The sequence below is a fragment of the Rathayibacter sp. AY1A5 genome (assembly GCF_002930875.1).
Taxonomy (GTDB): Bacteria; Actinomycetota; Actinomycetes; order Actinomycetales; family Microbacteriaceae; genus Rathayibacter.
Window position 1 is genome coordinate 1 of sequence record NZ_PSTM01000015.1, and the last position, 15528, is coordinate 15528.

A 15528-nucleotide genomic window follows, 5' to 3' on the forward strand; every position below is an offset into this window, starting at 1 on the left:
TCGGTGTCTGCGCACGCGCCCCGGTGGCGGTGCTCGGCGTCGCGTCCGACGGTAGGCGCTCGGGTGGGGCGTGGGGGCTCGGGAGTCGGTGGTGCCTCGTCTGTCGGTGGTGCCTCTCCCGCCGAGACCGGCGCCTCCAACGACGACGCCAGCAGCATCCCCGCCGACCACGCAGCCCCTCACGACGCCGCCGTCGACCTGCTGGCGACCGTCCTCCACATCGCCTGCATGCTCCGCGGCGATCCCGCGTGGTGGCAGGAGGCGCTCGCCGTCGGCGAGGAGCACCCCCTCGATCCCGTCCTGCGCCTCGTGGAGGCCTGCGTGCGGCCGGTCCCGGACGAGGAGTGGGAGCGCCGCCTGCGGCTCGCCGAGGACTCCGCGGTCACGGGCGACCCGTGGAAGACGGTCGCGCTGCATCTCGCCTGGTCGCTGCTCGAGGTCTCGGACGAGCGCCGCGACCGCCTCGCCGGGCTCCTCGACGGCGGGGAGGAGGCGGACGGCCTGCCCGGCGCCCTCGCCCTCCTCCGCCGCGGCACCGCCGCACTCGACGGCGGTCGCCTCGACGACGCCTCGGCCGACCTCGACCGCGCCGCCGCCCGCGCCGACGACCTGCCCGCCGTGCGCGCGCTGATCGACGCGACTCGAGCCCGGGTCCACGCCGTGCAGGGCGACCGCGCACGCACCCTCGAGTGCGCCGAGCGCGCGACGGCCTGGGCGCTGCGGCACGGAGCGGCGTCGGTCGCGCGCGCCGCCGATCACGCCCTGTGCTCGCTCGACCTCGGCGGCGGCCGTTTCGAGGAGGCGCACGCCCGCTCCTCCTCCCGCGCCGGTGGCGATCCGCTGGAGCTCCTCGACGCCGCCGAAGCCGCCTCGCGCCTCCGCCTGCCCGAGCACTGCGCCGAGCTGGCGGCGGCCGCGGCGGAACTCGCCGCGCGGCCCCTCGCTCCCCGCGGGCGGATGCTCGCCCTCGCGGCGACCGCGGTCCTCGATCCGACCGGCGGCGCGGGCGCCCTCTTCGAGCGCTCCCTCGACCCGGCCTCCGAGGAGTGGCCGTTCGAGCGGGCACGCGTCCAGCTCTGCCACGGCGAGTGGCTGCGCCGCCGGATGCGCCCGCTGGAGGCGCGCACCCGGTTCCGCCAGGCCGCCGCGGGGTTCGCCGCGGTGGGGGCCGAGCTCTGGCTCGCCCGCGCCCAGCACGAGCTGCGGGCGGCGGGCGGAGCGGGGGAGGCGCCGGTCGCCGCCGACCTCAGCGAGCAGGAGCGGCGCGTGGTCTCCCTGGCCGCCGCGGGCCTGTCGAACAAGCAGATCGCCCAGCAGCTCTTCGTCTCGCCCCGCACCGTCAGCGGGCACCTGTACCGGATCTTCCCCAAGCTCGGGGTGACCTCGCGGGCCGGGCTCCGCGACGCGCTCCTCAGCCTCGAGGACGCCCGGAGCGCGTGACGGAGCCGCAGGATCGAGTCATCCGACCTGGTGCCTGCCGCCGCGGGAGGCGCATGCTGAGCGCATGACGTCGCAGCAGATGATCGACCCCTCCGTCCCGCCGAGCGGCCCCGGCTGCGTCGAGTGCGAGCAGTCCGGCTCGTGGTGGCTGCACCTGCGCCGCTGCGCGCTCTGCGGGCACATCGGCTGCTGCGACGACTCGCTGAACCGCCACGCGACGGCCCACTACCACTCGACGGGCCACGCGGTCATCCGCAGCTTCGAGCCCGGCGAGGACTGGTTCTGGGACTACCGGACCGACGACTACGCCGACGGCCCCGCCCTGGCCGACCCGCAGAGCCACCCGGCGAGCCAGACCACCCCGGGGCCGAAGGACCGCGTGCCGCGCGACTGGCAGTACCTCCTCGCCGAGCGCGCCGAGCGCGCCGAGCGGGGCTGAGCCGCGCGCCTCCGCGAGAGCGCAGGACTTTCGCGAGAGTCCAGGAGTTGTCGCACTCGGCATCGACTGCGACAACTCCTGGACAGTCGCCGGCCGCCGGCTCCCTGCGCACGTCCGCAGGCGGCGTGCAGCCAGAAGTCGCCGTGCTCGCGACCGACCACGGCGACTTCTGGATGCTCGCGGCGGCCCGCCGAGGAGCGATCGCCACGAGAGTCCAGGAGTTGTCGCACTGGGCGTCGAGTGCGACAACTCTCGAGCAGTCGCGGGAGCAGTCGCGGGAGCAGTCGCGGGAGCAGGTCGGAGCCAGCTGACCAGCCGGCGGCCGACGCCGCGCCTGGTCGGCGTTCGTCAGCTCCGGACCCCGCCGGCCGGGTCCCGCCCCGTCACCCCCTCTCGACCCCGTCCAGCGCTTCCGCCTCGGCGATCCGCAGCCGCATCTGCCGGTAGCGGTGGAACTGGTACACCCCGTGCAGCACCGCGAGGACGACCGCGGCCGCCATCCCGCACGCGATCGCGGGGACCTCGTCCGCGCCGCTCTGCGTCAGCGCGAGCGCGACTCCGGCGCCCGCCACGATCGAGTTGACCACCGCGATCGCCGAGGACATCGTGAAGAAGAGGCCCCGCCAGCTCTGCCGCCGGCCGATCTCGAGCAGCTCGTTCGGCGCGTGGCGGCCGCGCGGCACCGCGAAGTAGGCGCCCGCGCCCGGCAGCAGGGTCCCGTAGTAGCGGCGGATGCGCTGGATGGCCGTCAGCGCGGCGATGTCCTCCATCGAGGTCTGCACCAGCCGCTCGTAGGTGAACACCCCCAGCAGCACGACGACCGGGATGATCACCGCGAGGAACCCCATCGCGTACCGGGTCGGGGCGAGGAAGCCGAAGGCCACGAGCGAGCTGGAGAGCATCGTCAGGTAGAGCGAGGCGCGGCTGCTCGACTCCGTCACGGTGATGCCGCGCGCCGACTCCAGCACGAAGTGCTCGGTCAGCAGGGCGTTGAGGAACGCGGCCGGCCGGTCGGGGAGCGACGCGGCGGAGACGGCGGCCTCGGGCAGCGCGGGCGTGCGGGGATGCTCCTCCTCGTCGAGGCGGTCGCTCGGCTCCGGATTCACGGCCGCACCTCTCGCGGGGCCGCCCCGCGGCGTCCGCTCTTCGAGTCATCCGACTCGCGCACCGGCTCCACCCGCGCGCCTACCGTCGGACGCGACGCCGAGCACCGCCACCGGGGCGCGTGCGCAGACACCGAAGGGCCGTTCATGACCGACACCCGCCACCTCCACTCGAACCAGCGAGACACCCTCGAGCGGCTGCTCGAGGACTCGCCGAGCCACAACGTCCTCTGGGCGGACGTGCTGACGCTGCTCGAGGCCGTCGGCACCGTCCACGAGAAGCACGACGGCGCCTTCTCGGTGACGGTCGGCTCGACGACCGAGACCCTCCACCGGCCGCACCACAAGGACGTGGACGAGCAGCAGCTCGTCGACCTGCGCCGCCTGCTCCGCGGAGCGGGGTACGGCGCATGAGCGCCGGGACGCCCGCCGACCTCACCGGGTCGGCCGCCGAGCGCCTCCGCCGGCTGGACGCGCTCGACGCGGGTGCGCTGACCGAGGAGTGGCTGCTGCGCCAGCTGCGCCTCGCGCTCGGGGATCTCGCCGCGCTCGAGCCGGCCGCCGAGGCCGAGCAGGAGCGGCGCGAGGACTTCTGATGCGGCGGGCGGCCGTCCGGGGTGCACGCGGCCGGCACCCGGACGGCCGCCGGCCCGCACCCCGCAGCGCCGCCCCGCTCCGCCGCTCATCGCCCGGCCGCCGCGTTGCGGGCGCGCAGCAGCACGCCGGCCGTCGCGGTCGCCGCCAGCACGAGCGCCGCGAACACCGTCAGCACCGTCGTCGCGGCGACGAGGTCGAGCGCCGCTCCCGCCGCCAGTGCGGGCACCGCGAGCCCCGTGTACGCGACCAGGAACACCACCGCCAGGGTCTCGCCCCGGCGGGCGGGATCCGCGAGGGCGACCGCCGTGCCGATCGAGCCCTTGAAGAGCAGCCCCACCCCGAAGCCCGAGACGACGGCCCCGGCGAGGAACACTCCCAGCTGCGGAGCGATCGCTCCGGCCGCGACCGCCGCCAGCCCGACCGCGCAGCCCGCCACCGCGATCGAGAGCTGCAGGCGCGTCCCCACCTTCACGAGCAGCAGCTGGCCGAGGGCCGCGGAGGCGAACACGGCGAAGGACGTCGCGCCGGCCAGCAGGTGGTCGCGCACCTGGAAGGTCTGCACCAGGAACGTCGGTGCGAGCGAGGTGAAGAGGCCGAGGACGGAGAAGGCCGAGAACGCTCCGAACGCCGCGAGCAGGAACGCCCGGCGCGCGTCCGCCGGCACCGAGAGCCGCTGCGGCCGGTAGGGGGGCGCCGTCTCCGGCACGTCGACCGTCTCGGGCACGAGGAGCAGCGCCAGGCCCGCCACGAGCAGCGCGACCAGGAACACCTGGTGCGGCAGGAGGAGCGGATCGGGCAGGAATTCGGCGAAGACCCCGCCGAGCAGCGGGCCCAGCGAGAGCCCGCCGAGGTTCACTGCGCCCGAGATCGACGCGGCGACGATCGTGTTCTCGTCCGGCCGGGCGCGGGCGCGCAGCTCGCCGAGGTGGGCGGTCGCGGTGGCGGTGAGCATCCCGATGCTGACGCCGTTGACGAAGCGGGCGACGATCAGCCCAGGCACCTCCGTCGTCAGCGAGAAGAGCACGGCCGAGACCGCCGAGACGAGCACCGCGATCAGCAGCACTCGGCGGCGGCCGAGCCAGTCGCTGACGTGACCGGCGAGGTACAGGCTCACGATCACTCCGACCGCGTAGGCGGCGAAGACGACGGTGATCACGAACGGCGGGAAGCCGTCGAGCTGCTGGTAGAGCGGGTAGAGGGGTGTCGGCACCGTGGAGTACGCCATCACGAGCAGGAAGGTCGCGGCGACGATCCAGAAGCCGACGCCGTGGCGCACCGTCGGCAGCCGGCGGCTCACGAGGTCTCCTGCAGGTGGCGGTGGGCGAAGGTGACGGCCATCGCGCCCTCGCCGACGGCGGAGGCGACGCGTTTGACCGAGCTGCGGCGCACGTCCCCCGCGGCGAAGGAGCCGGGGACGCTTGTCTCGAGGTAGAACGGCGCCCGCTCGAGCGGCCAGTCGCGAGCCGCGTGCTCGCCGGCGAGGTCCGGTCCCGTCACGAGGTAGCCGCCGGAGTCGCGGACGATCGCGGTCTCCGCCGCCCACGTCGTATCCGGCTCGCCCCCTATGCAGACGAAGAGGTGGGAGGTGGCCAGCGCCCCGTGCGCGCCGGTCGCCGAGTTCTCGACCTCGATCGACTCGAGGGCGTCGGCGCCGTGCAGGCGGGTGACGCGCGAGTCGAGCAGGATCGTCACGTTCGGCTGCCGGACGACGCGCTCCGCGAGGTAGGAGGAGAGGCTGTCGGCCAGATCCGGGCCGCGGACCAGCATGGTCACGTGCCGCGCGTGCGCCGAGAGGTTCATCACGGCCTGCCCGGCCGAGTTGCCGCCTCCGACGACCACGACGTCCTCGCCCTCGCAGAGCGGCGCCTCGCTCGTGCCGGCACCGTAGTAGAGGCCGACGCCGAGCAGCTCGTCCTCGCGCTCGAGGCCGAGCCGGCGCCACTGGATGCCCGTGGCGCAGATGTTGGTGCGGGCGACGACGGTCGTCCCGTCGGCGAGCAGCGCGTGGATCCGGTCGTCGGCGAAGCGCCCGCGGATCCCCTCGCGCATCCGCAGCAGCTCGGCGCCGAAGGAGACGGCCTGCTGCCGCGCGCGCTCGGCCAGATCGGCTCCCGCGATCCCGTGCGGGAAGCCGAGGTAGTTCTCGATCAGGCTGCTCGAGCCGGCCTGCCCGCCGATGGCCGAGCGCTCGAGGACCACGACCTTCAGCCCCTCCGAGGCGGCGTACACGGCGGCCGAGAGCCCGGCCGGACCGGCTCCGTAGATGGAGAGGTCGTACTCGGCGAGCCGCGGCGAGCCGACCCAGCCGAGCCGGGCCGCGACCTCGGCGAGCGTCGGATCGGAGGCGCGGCTGCCGTCCGGGAACACCACGAGGGGGAGCGACGCGGTGGCGAGCGGGTGCCCGGCGACGGCGAGGCACTGCTCGTCCGTGTCGATCGGCGTCCACGAGAACGAGACGACGCTGCGCGAGAGCAGGTCGCGGATCTCCCACGCGTCGCGGCTCTCGCGCCGCCCGTAGAGGCGGACCTGCGGGAGGTCCCCGGGCACAATCACGAGGCATGCCGCCGCTCGAGCCCGTCGCGGAACTTCATCAGCTTGAGGCAGAGGTGCAGCGTGCTGCGGGCGAGGCCGTCGTCGAGCGCGTCCCGGACCGCCTCGGGCAGGTTGTCGAGACGGTAGTAGAGCGTGGTGCGGTGGATGTGGAGGAGCCCGCACGCCTCCCGCACGCTGCCGCGCACGTCGAGGTAGGCCTCCACGGTCCGCCGCTGCACCTCGTCGCCCCGCTCGAGCAGCGTCGCCGCGGCCGGCGAGAGCATGGCGAGCTGCGAGCTGTCCGCCCCGATCGAGGCGAGGAGCACCCAGGCCCCGAGCTCGGCGATGTCGGCCCGGCTACGGCCGTCGGGCAGGGAGCCGACGATGGTCGCCGCGAGAGCGGCCCGCTCGGCAGTCGGCAGGAGGTCGTCGTCGCGGACGTCGAAGCGCGCCGAGCCGATCGCGTCGACGGCCGTGCCGCGGCCGCGCGCCTCCGCCCGCAGGACGTCGTCCGCCTCCGCGGCGGCCTCGGGCGCCTCCACGCTCACGAAGAACAGCACACCCTCCTGGTCGCCGAGGAACGTCAGGCCGGAGGCGGCGCTCGCGTCGATCCGCCGCGCCAGCGCCGTCCGCTGCAGGGAGCCGGTTGGGCCGGTCAGCCGCACCGCGCGGACCACGGTCTGGGCGTCCCGGCGCAGCCAGCGGCGCTCCACCGCCTCGGCGAAGGAGGCGCGCCGGGTGCCGCCGTCGGCCGCCAGGAGCGCCGCCAGTACGTCCGCGCGCCGGGAGCTGCCGCCCGCCCGCGTCGAGGGGCCGAGGAGGCGGCGGATCGCTCCGACGGCCGCGTCGATGAGCGAGTACTCGGCCGGAGTGAGCGGCGCGGGCCGCTCCCGGGGGAGGAGGAGGGTCGCGAGCCGGCCCCGCGGATCCTGGACGGGGAAGACGCCGTCGTGAGGAGCCTCCTCGCGCGCGCGCGTCGCGGCCAGCACCCGGCTCGAGGCGTCCTCGATCGTCACCGGGCGGTCGAGAGCCTGGGCGAGCTCGTCGGCGAGGTCCTGCAGAGTCATCGGCGGGGATCCGTGTGGGGGGCCATGCCGTGATCCTCGCGGAGGGAGCCCTCCCGAAGCGTGGCCCTTCCAGGCCCACCTTCCGCGTCGGATCCGCTGCCGGCCGCGATGAGACGCTCAGCCTCCGCTGCCGGGGCGGTCCCCGGGGGTCCCGTCCGCGAGGAGGCGGTCGAGGACGTCCGGCCAGTCGAGCAGGACGCCGATGTGGCCTCGACCGGGCCGGATCGTGAGCTCCGCGGTTGGGTGGAGGCGGCGGATCCGCTCCGCGTGGGCGACCGGGACCACCCTGTCCGCCGCGCCGTGGTGGAGGAGGACCGGCGCCGTGAGGCGCGAGAGGTCGACGCCCCAGGGCATGACGAGGGCGAGGTCGTCGTCGACGCTCCCGCCCTGTTCGAGCTCCGAGGCGCGGCCGGCCTCTGCGCCGAGCGCCGTCAGCGGGCCGTCGAGGGCCGAGTAGTCGTCACCGGTGAACTGCTCCGGATCGAAGCGGGCCGTCTCCTCCCACTCCTCGCGCGCAGCCCGGACGTCGCGCGCGCTGCGGAGAGCGCCCGGATCCTGCATGCCGTCGAACCACGCTCCGTCGTCACTGAAGGGCGCCGGGCTGCCGAACGTCGCGACGCCCAGGACGCGATCACCTCCGAGAGCCCCGGCGGCCAGTGCGTGCGGGCCGCCACCGGAGTAGCCCGTCACCACGAAGCGCTCGATCCCGAGCAGGTCGGCGACGCGGAGCACATCGGCGGCCGCATCCGCGATGCTCCGTCCGGGTGCGCGCATCGAGCCGCCGAAGCCGGGACGGGCGACGGAGACGAGCCGGATGCCGCGCGCCGCAGCGGCGTCGACGTGGGGAGCGAGGAGTGCGCCGGGTGTGCGGTGTCCCTCCGCACCAGACGACTGCAGCGCGGGGGGGCTCGAGTCCCGGGGAGGTCGTGGGCGACGAGCGTGCGCGAGTCGACACGGAACTCATGCCGGGAGGTAGCGGAGCGTCCGGTCATGGAGGAACGGTAGCCGCAAGTCGCGGGCAGTGCTCGTCGCCCGGCCCGACCGGGATGCGACGTCTCGTCGTAGGGTCGACGGGAGGGTCGGTGGACCCTCGGACGGGAGGGGTCCGCATGTCGATCGACGAGGTGTCCCACGGGATCGAGGCGGCCGCCGCGCTGGCGCAGGTGCGCTCCGGCTTCTCCGGCGCGACACCGTACGGGATCGCGCAGCGCTTCGCCGCGGGGGAGCTGACGCGGGAGCAGGCCGTCGACGAGCTCGGCCGCCGGCGCTACCGGCCCGGATCGCCGAGCGACGGCTTCGACTGGACGACCCTCGACCCCGGGGAGTTCGAGGAGGTCTGCCGGGCCCTGTCCGATGGTCTGCTCGACGCCGCGATGTACGACGAGATCCTCGACCGGTACAGCGGGCAGGGCTCCTCCGGCGAGAGCGCGGCGTCCGCGGAGGAGAGCGCATGAGCGCCGGCCCCCTGGACCTCGCCTTCACCGCTCCGATCGGCGTCACCGTCAAGGGCGACCTCTGGTCGTGCGTCGAGGTGCCCGGCTCCGTCGAGCTGCTCGGCACAGGGAGGTCCGTGAAGGTGGTCGCCGCCGTCGACGGCGAGCCGGTGACCGCGGGCCTGCTGCCGACCGGCGCCGGCGGTCACATGCTGTCGATCAGCGCGAAACTGCGGAAGACGATCGGCAAGGACCTCGGCGACGTCGTCACCGTCCACCTGACCGAGCGCCTGAGCTGAGCGCTGGAGCCGGAGGAAGACCCGTGGGCGGATCGGAGAAGCAGGCCTGGGCGGATCCGGAGCCGGAGGTCCACCGGGCGCTCGCGCGGTGGGCGGCGGAGTGCGCGGAGCGCGCCCTCCCGGCGTTCGAGGAGTGGGACCCGGACAATGCCCGGCCCCGGCGCGCGCTCGACGTCCTCCTCGCCTGGGGGCGGGGTGAGGCTCCGATGACCGAGTGCCGCACGGTGGCCTTCACGGCGCACGCCGCAGCCCGCGCCGCGACGCAGGCGGGCGAGCGGGCCGCCACCGCTGCCGCGCGGGCGGCCGGGCAGGCCGCAGCAGTCGCGCACATGGTCGATCACTGCTCGCACGCCGCCGTGTACGCCGCGAAGTCGGTCGGGCTCCGGGGGAGCGACGCCGACCGGGACGCGGAGCGGCGTCAGCAGTGGGAGAGCCTCGACCCCGCGCTGCGCTCACTCGGCTTCCCGAAGGGGCTGTGACGCCGGCCCGGTGGACCTCACCGGGCCGGCGCGCGCGCTCAGCGGTGCGCGGGTCGGAGCCCCAGCAGCGTGTCGACGATCACGAAGGCCGCGAGGCTCGCCCCCAGGAGCGGGAGGAACAGCCCGACCGCGGCGGCGACGACCAGGACGGACGCGACTCCCCACCACGGCGCGCGCCGGAGAGCTCCCCGGGCCGGCGGGGTGCCGACGAGCCGTCGGGGGCCGCGGGTGGGGCGGCGCTTCCACCACATCAGGTACCCGAGCACGACCATCGTGGCGATGCCGGCCGCGGTGACGAACAGCAGCAGCTGGTTGGGAAGCCCGAACATCGAGCCCATGTGCGTGTCGATGCCCCAGCGGGAGAGCTTGGCGACGAGGCCGAAGTCGGCGAAGTCGACCCGGTCGACGACCTGCATCGTGCTCCCGTCGATCGCGACGCCGTCGACCTCGGTCGGGAAGCTGCGCTGGATCTCCTGCACGACCCAGGCCGAGCCCTCCGCCGCGGGCGGCCGGATCTCGACCAGTCCCGTGTTCACGTTGACCTCGCGGGCGACCGAGAGCACCGAGTCGTAGGCGGCCGGCGAGTAGCCCGCCGTCGACTCGACGGCGTCGCCGGTGGCCGCGCCGTGTCCGGCGTGCCCGGCGTGCTCGTCGGCCACCTCGCCGGTCCGGTCGCCGAGCGTCGTCCCCAGCGAGGGCGTGGTCCAGCCGACTGCGGAGCGGAGGGTCTCGAAGTTCCCGCCTCCGTACAGCGACCAGGTGATCCCGGTGGCCGAGAGGAACAGGGCGCCGACGAGCAGCCAGACGCCGGTGGAGGCGTGCCAGGAGAACAGGCGCTTGTAGCCGGTGGTCCTCGGCGCGGGGCGCAGCAGGTCCCTCTTCACGCGGGCTCGGCGGAGGCGGATGATCCAGAGACCCAGGCCGGCGAGGGCGACGACCCCCAGCCAGGAGGCGGCGAGCTCGCTGTAGGAGCGGCCCACGTCCCCGAGGTGCAGCGTCCGGTGCAGGTCGCTGACCCAGGTCCGCAACGGCAGGGCGCCGCTGGTGCCGTAGGCGGTGAGGTCGCCGCGGACGTCGGCGGTGGCCGGGTCGATGAAGACCGCGCGGGTCTCGCTGGCGCCGAGCGACGGGTCCGCGTACATCACCCGGGTGGTGTCGCCGGGGTTCGGGGCGGGGCGGACGGCGACGATGCTCTGCCCGCCTCCGGTGTACGCGTCGGCGGCGTCGATCTGGTCGGCCAGGGGCAGGTAGGCGTCCGCTTCGGGGGCGTGCAGCTCCTGCGCGTAGACGACCTGCTCGAGCTGCGGGGTGAGTGCGTAGAGCGCTCCGCTGGTCGCGGCGACGAGGATGAACGGCCCGACGAACAGGGCGGCGGAGAAGTGCAGGCGGAGCAGCAGCTGTCCGAGCCAGCCTGCGCTGCTTCTGCGCGGCGGGGGCGGGGTGTCGGCGGAGTCGCGGGGTCTCGTGGCGGTGGTGGTCATGCTTCTGGTCCTTCGGTGCTGTGGCGGGTGCCGGTGAGGGTCAGAGGAGGGTGTCGCCGATGTAGCCGCCCTCGACGCAGCCCGGCGGGATCGCGAAGACGGCGGAGCCGATCGGCGTCGTCCACTCGTTGAGCAGGTCCAGCTCGTCCAGGCGCTTCTGGATCGGCACGAACTGCGCGGTGACGTCGGCCTGGTACGCCGCGAAGATCAGCCCGGAGTTCGAGATGTCCTCGCCCGTCGGGGTGTCGTCGTAGTTGTAGGCGCGGCGGTGGAAGCGCTCGGCGGTGTTCTCCGAGCGGGCGCGCCTCATATGCGAGAACTCCGGGATCACCGGGAAGCCGATGGCCGTCGTCGCCTCGAAGTCGGGCTCGTCGGCCTCCGCCGTCCCGGTGAGGGGCGCGCCGTTCGCGAGGGTCCGCCCGACGGACTGCTCGCGGCCGCTGCGGTCCAGGCGGTCCCACTTGTCGAGGTCCATCCGGATCCGGCGCAGCACCAGCCCGGTGCCGCCGGCCAGCCAGCCGTCGCGGACCCAGACCAGCTCGTCGAAGTCGACGTCCTCGGGGCGCGGATTGACGGTCCCGTCGACCTGGCCGAACAGGTTCCGCATCGTGGTGCCGACCTTCTCGGAGCCGTGCGCCCGGCGGAACCCGGTCTGGGTCCAGCGGACGGTCGCGAAGGTGCGGGTGCTCTTCAGCAGCATCCGCAGCGCGTGCGCGATCGTGAACGCGTCGTCGGCGTGGAACTGCAGCAGCAGGTCCCCGTCGTTCCACTGCTCCTCGAGCCGGTCGATCCCGAACGAAGGCAGCGGTGCCAGCCAGGCAGGCTTCGCCGCCTCGCCGGCCGCGAGGGACACGAGCCTCGGCCCGAACCCGAAGGTCACGGTGAGGCGGGCGGGGACCACGCCGAGCTCGGGCTCGGAGTCGGCCAGGGCCGGCTGCCCCTGGGTGAGGCGCGCGGCGTCGTCGGACAGGATGCGAAGCATCCGCCGCAGCCCGTCCCGGTCGGTGCTCTCGCGCAGATCGAGGGCGACGAAGGTCGCGTGCGCCTGCGGTGTCGCGGCGATCCCCGCCTGGTGCGCACCGTGGAAGGGGATCGTCTCGTCGCCGTTCAGCGCCGCGGCCGCTGCCGGCGCAGCGCCGCCGCGGCCGAGCAGCTGGTCCGCTCCGATCGCACCGGCCGCGCCGATACCGGCGACTGCTCCGCCGAGGAGGAGCCGTCGCCGGCTGACGGCGCTGCGCGGGCGCTCGTCGGCGCCGTGGCCGGTCTCGCGGTCCTCGCTCATCAGCCCTCTCCGCCCATGTCCATGTCCATGTCGCCGCCCTCGTAGTCCTCGTTCGCGCCGGCGTAGTCGCGCGCCGGGACGGTGAACTCCGTCGTGGAGTCGTCCGAGAAGGTGAGGGTGACGGTGACCTCGTCCCCGGCGACGATCGGCGCGGCGAGGTCCATCAGCATGATGTGGTTCCCGCCGGGGGCGAGCTCGAGGCTGCCGCCGGCGGGGATCGTGAAGCCGCTCTCCTTGGCACGCATCACCATCTCGCCCGACTCGTTCGCCACGGTCTCGTGCAGCTCCAGCTCGGAGGACGCGGCGGAGGTGGCGGACACGACGGTGACGTCCTCGGTGCCGGAGTTCTCCAGCTCACCGAACGCGGCGGACATGCCGGAGTCGGCGGCCTTCACCCAGCCGTCGGTGATGCTCACCTCGGTCGCGGCGGGCGCGACCTCGGCGGAGGGGCTGCCGGAGGCTCCGGCACTGCAGCCGGTCAGGGCGAGCAGGGCTGCGGCCGAGAGGGCGGAGAGGGTGGTGACGTGTCGAGTGCGCATGGTGTGGCGCCTTCCTGTGAAGTGGTGCGGTGGGTGGAGGACGTCGGCGGTCACGACGACGTCCGGTCTTCGGCGGTGGTCGAGGGCCGCCCGCGGCGGCGGGTGATCAGGAGGAAGGCAGCGACGGCGAGGACCGCGCCGGTCAGACCGATGAGAACCGGTCGGAGGACGTCCGGCGGGGCCTGCGAGGAGGCGGCAGCGACGACGGTCGGCTCGACGGTCGGGGTGGATTCCGCCACGGCCGCGGCCTGCGCCGAGGCGCCGTCGCCGACCGTGAAGGGGACGACGCCCGCGATCGGGTGGCCGTCGGCGGAGACCACCCGCCACTTGAGGTCGTAGGAGCCGCCCGGAAGCGCCGCCTCGAGCGGAGCGGTGACCGTCGAGTCGGTCAGCTCGACCGGGCCGGACACGTGGTCGATGCCGTCCCTGTCGGTGACGAGGACCAGCGCGCCGATCGTGAGGACGTCCTCGGAGTACGTCAGCGTCACCTCCGCGGGCGAGTTCGTGAAGTGCTCACCGGAGCCGGGAGTGCTGCTGATCAGCTGGTCGTGCGCCTGGACGGGCCCGGCCGTCCCGATCAGGACGCCCGCCAGGGCGAGGGCTGCCAGCGCGGCGGGAAGCCGTCGCAGGGGTCGAGAGGTCATCGGTCGGTCTCCTTCGTGGTGGTCGGACGGGGAGTGCTCCGGCTGTCGAGCCGGTTCAGGCGGTCGTTGTAGGCGGTGAGCTCGGCCTCGCCGTCGCGGTCGGCGCGCCGGTCGTAGCGCTTCGCGGTCCGCTCCTCCGAGCGCACCCACTGCGCGACCACGACCAGGGCGATCAGCACCATCGGGATCTCGCCCGCCGACCAGGCGATCCCGCCGCCGACGCCCTGGTCGGCGATCAGCGCCTCCGTGTCGGTGTACCCGAGCGCGGTCCACCAGGACGCGGCCAGCACGGTGGTCTGCGACATGATCGCCAGGCCGAAGAAGGCGTGGAACGCCAGCGTCGCGAGCATCACCAGCAGCCTCAGCACGTGGCCGGGCCGGTTCGGGCCGGGGTCGACGCCGATCAGGACCCAGAAGAAGAGATAGCCCGTGGCGAGGAAGTGAAGGGTCATCAGGACGTGGCCCTGGTGACTGAACATCGCCCACTCGAACCAGCCGGTGTAGTAGAAGACGACCAGGCTGCCGGCGAAGAGAACGGCGGCGACGGGCGCCCGCGACAGCACGGCGAGGTAGCGGGAGTGCACGACGGCGAGGATCCACTCGCGCAGCCCGCGCCCGCCGTCGCGGCGCACCGGCAGCACCCGCAGAGCGAGCAGCACCGGTCCGCCGAGCACGAGCAGCGGCGGCACGACCATCATCAGCAGCATGTGCTGGATCATGTGGGTGCTGAAGTGCACCTGCCCGTACACGGCCGGGCCGCCGCTGGTCGTGTAGGCGAGGGCCAAGCAGCCGGCCACCCAGGCGGCGGTGCGCCCGAGCGGCCAGGCGTCGCCGCGGCGCCGCAGCCTCAGGACCGCCGACACGTAGAGGGCGGCGCCGACGACCGCGATCCCGAGCCAGACGGCGTCGAGGTGCCACTGGTCGAGCATCCGCTCGGGCGTGACCTCGGGCGGGTAGCGGAAGCCGAGCAGACTGCGCCGGACGTCTCCGCTGATCGGGTCCTGCGAGACCGGCGGCGCGCTGTTCGAGAGCGCCACCGAGACGCCGATGGTCAGCGCCATCACCACCACCTCGCCGACCGCGACCGCGACGAACGCGCGGCGGTCGGCCGGGTCGGCGCGCAGCCGCGGAATCAGCCGCAGCCGGTGCCCGAGGCCCGCGCCGCCGAGGGCGAGCAGCGCGACGGCCTTGACGATCAGCAGCTGCCCGTAGGGCGCGCCCAGGTCGCCGAGGTCCTCGATCCGGAGCGACGCGTTCACCAGACCCGAGAAGGCGACGGCCCCGAACGCCCAGCCGGCCAGCACGGAGTAGCGCGCGACGACCACGCCGAGCTGGGCGCCGACGGTCCGCCGCAGCAGGATCACCGCGGCGAGCCCGCCGGCCCAGGCTGTCACTCCGATCAGGTGCACGGCCAGGCTGTTCACCGCGTTCGCGTGCTCGTCGGCGCCGGCGGCGTGCCCGGAGAGCGAGAGGGGGAGCAGGGCCAGCACCGCGATCGCGGTCGCCGCCGCCACCCAGGCCAGCCGCCGCGAGAACAGGGTGAGGAGGAGGACGGCCGTCGCGCACACCGTCGAGGCCACGAGCGTCTGCCCCAGCTCGATCCGCGTGGCGTAGAAGACGAGCTGCGTCCGGAAGCCCGGCGCGTCCAGCGGCTGCCCGATGGTGTTCGCCGCCGTGAACACGAGGACAGCGATCGCGGACGCCACCCAGACCGCGGCCGACCAGGTCGCCCAGCGCAGGGCGCGGTTCTGCGAGTACGAGACGACGCCCGGCGCGATGCGCTGCCCGGGCAGCAGGAAGGTGGCCGCGGTGAGCAGGCCGATGGTCAGCGACGCGGCGGAGTCGTGCAGGACCCGCGCGATCGGCAGGCCCCGCGTCACCAGGTCGCCGGGGTCGATCAGCCGCGTCTCCACCGAGAACGCCCCGGTGTACGACAGGCCCAGCAGGGCGACGGCGACCGCCGCCGGTATCGCGAGCAGGAGGGACGCCTCCGCCCCGCGGAGAGGAGCGGCGAGCGGCCGCTGGGGCGGGAGGAGGTCGTCGTCGACCGGTGTCGATGGTTGTGCCACAGGCGCGGCTCCCTTCACGGGCGTCCCCGAGGGGACGCTCCACAGACCCCTCCGCCGGCGCGCAGGAGCGCCGGGCCAGGACGATCCGTCCGGGAGGAGTCGCCGAGACGCCGACCGGCCGGCG

Annotated in this window: 18 protein-coding genes; 8 read left to right on the forward strand and 10 right to left on the reverse strand. The window is 74.4% G+C overall.

The window, feature by feature from the left end; genetic code table 11:
• The first annotated feature begins 63 nt into the window (after positions 1–63).
• The 3 genes from C5B98_RS11370 to C5B98_RS16680 all read left to right on the forward strand — a co-directional run bounded on the left by C5B98_RS11370 (position 64) and on the right by C5B98_RS16680 (position 2190).
• Entirely contained in the window at positions 64–1440 is a 1377-nt protein-coding gene (locus C5B98_RS11370; RefSeq protein WP_104327821.1) for a LuxR C-terminal-related transcriptional regulator, read from the forward strand.
• A gap of 64 nt (positions 1441–1504) precedes the next feature.
• A complete protein-coding gene (locus C5B98_RS11375; RefSeq protein WP_104224775.1) occupies positions 1505–1879 on the forward strand; it encodes a UBP-type zinc finger domain-containing protein in 375 nt (124 codons plus the stop codon).
• Positions 1880–2004: 125 nt separating this feature from the next.
• The gene (locus C5B98_RS16680) at positions 2005–2190 is read left to right on the forward strand and encodes a hypothetical protein (protein ID WP_146076955.1); all 186 of its coding nucleotides are present in this window, start codon (positions 2005–2007) and stop codon (positions 2188–2190) included.
• A gap of 72 nt (positions 2191–2262) precedes the next feature.
• Here C5B98_RS16680 and C5B98_RS11380 read toward each other — a convergent pair whose 3' ends face one another.
• Positions 2263–2985 carry a hypothetical protein gene (locus C5B98_RS11380; protein ID WP_104327822.1) on the reverse strand — a complete coding sequence of 241 codons (723 nt, stop codon included), beginning with the start codon at positions 2983–2985 and terminating at the stop codon, positions 2263–2265.
• A gap of 144 nt (positions 2986–3129) precedes the next feature.
• Between C5B98_RS11380 and C5B98_RS11385 the strand changes: the two genes are divergently transcribed.
• Together C5B98_RS11385 and C5B98_RS11390 are read left to right on the forward strand one after the other, a co-directional pair.
• Complete coding sequence (locus C5B98_RS11385) at positions 3130–3396, forward strand: hypothetical protein (RefSeq protein ID WP_104257441.1); 267 nt, start codon at positions 3130–3132, stop codon at positions 3394–3396.
• On the forward strand, positions 3393–3578 hold the full coding sequence (locus C5B98_RS11390) for a hypothetical protein (protein ID WP_104224778.1): 186 nt from the start codon (positions 3393–3395) through the stop codon (positions 3576–3578). The genes C5B98_RS11385 and C5B98_RS11390 overlap by 4 nt, the downstream gene beginning before the upstream one ends.
• 86 nt (positions 3579–3664) lie before the next feature.
• Here C5B98_RS11390 and C5B98_RS11395 read toward each other — a convergent pair whose 3' ends face one another.
• From C5B98_RS11395 to C5B98_RS11410, 4 genes are all read right to left on the reverse strand, one after another.
• Positions 3665–4876, reverse strand: a complete 1212-nt coding sequence (locus C5B98_RS11395; protein ID WP_258063502.1) for an MFS transporter — start codon at positions 4874–4876, stop codon at positions 3665–3667.
• Complete coding sequence (locus C5B98_RS11400; RefSeq protein ID WP_104224779.1) at positions 4873–6126, reverse strand: NAD(P)/FAD-dependent oxidoreductase; 1254 nt, start codon at positions 6124–6126, stop codon at positions 4873–4875. Before C5B98_RS11400 ends, C5B98_RS11395 begins: the two co-directional genes overlap by 4 nt.
• Before the next feature lie 2 nt (positions 6127–6128).
• Complete coding sequence (locus C5B98_RS11405) at positions 6129–7178, reverse strand: helix-turn-helix domain-containing protein (RefSeq protein WP_104327823.1); 1050 nt, start codon at positions 7176–7178, stop codon at positions 6129–6131.
• Between the two features lie 117 nt (positions 7179–7295).
• Complete coding sequence (locus C5B98_RS11410; protein ID WP_104327824.1) at positions 7296–8075, reverse strand: alpha/beta fold hydrolase; 780 nt, start codon at positions 8073–8075, stop codon at positions 7296–7298.
• Between the two features lie 212 nt (positions 8076–8287).
• Here C5B98_RS11410 and C5B98_RS11415 point away from each other — a divergent pair, with 212 nt between their 5' ends.
• The 3 genes from C5B98_RS11415 to C5B98_RS11425 are packed head-to-tail and all read left to right on the forward strand — an operon-like array spanning position 8288 to position 9389.
• Positions 8288–8632 carry a hypothetical protein gene (locus C5B98_RS11415; RefSeq protein WP_104327825.1) on the forward strand — a complete coding sequence of 115 codons (345 nt, stop codon included), beginning with the start codon at positions 8288–8290 and terminating at the stop codon, positions 8630–8632.
• Positions 8629–8910, forward strand: coding sequence for a DUF1905 domain-containing protein (locus tag C5B98_RS11420; protein WP_104327826.1), 282 nt, complete (start codon positions 8629–8631; stop codon positions 8908–8910). Before C5B98_RS11415 ends, C5B98_RS11420 begins: the two co-directional genes overlap by 4 nt.
• Positions 8911–8933: 23 nt before the next feature.
• Positions 8934–9389 carry a putative immunity protein gene (locus C5B98_RS11425; protein ID WP_104327827.1) on the forward strand — a complete coding sequence of 152 codons (456 nt, stop codon included), beginning with the start codon at positions 8934–8936 and terminating at the stop codon, positions 9387–9389.
• Positions 9390–9427: 38 nt separating this feature from the next.
• Here C5B98_RS11425 and C5B98_RS11430 read toward each other — a convergent pair whose 3' ends face one another.
• From C5B98_RS11430 to C5B98_RS11450, 5 genes are read right to left on the reverse strand one after another with little or no spacing between them, the layout of a single operon-like run.
• Positions 9428–10870: a PepSY domain-containing protein gene (locus C5B98_RS11430; RefSeq protein WP_104327828.1), complete on the reverse strand. Its 1443-nt coding sequence runs from the start codon at positions 10868–10870 to the stop codon at positions 9428–9430.
• Positions 10871–10910: 40 nt separating this feature from the next.
• Complete coding sequence (locus tag C5B98_RS11435; RefSeq protein ID WP_104327829.1) at positions 10911–12152, reverse strand: Dyp-type peroxidase; 1242 nt, start codon at positions 12150–12152, stop codon at positions 10911–10913.
• Complete coding sequence (locus C5B98_RS11440) at positions 12152–12691, reverse strand: copper chaperone PCu(A)C (protein ID WP_104327830.1); 540 nt, start codon at positions 12689–12691, stop codon at positions 12152–12154. Before C5B98_RS11440 ends, C5B98_RS11435 begins: the two co-directional genes overlap by 1 nt.
• 50 nt (positions 12692–12741) lie before the next feature.
• Complete coding sequence (locus C5B98_RS11445; RefSeq protein WP_104327831.1) at positions 12742–13335, reverse strand: copper resistance protein CopC; 594 nt, start codon at positions 13333–13335, stop codon at positions 12742–12744.
• Positions 13332–15404 carry a cytochrome c oxidase assembly protein gene (locus tag C5B98_RS11450; RefSeq protein WP_258063503.1) on the reverse strand — a complete coding sequence of 691 codons (2073 nt, stop codon included), beginning with the start codon at positions 15402–15404 and terminating at the stop codon, positions 13332–13334. Before C5B98_RS11450 ends, C5B98_RS11445 begins: the two co-directional genes overlap by 4 nt.
• Positions 15405–15528: the final 124 nt, after the last annotated feature.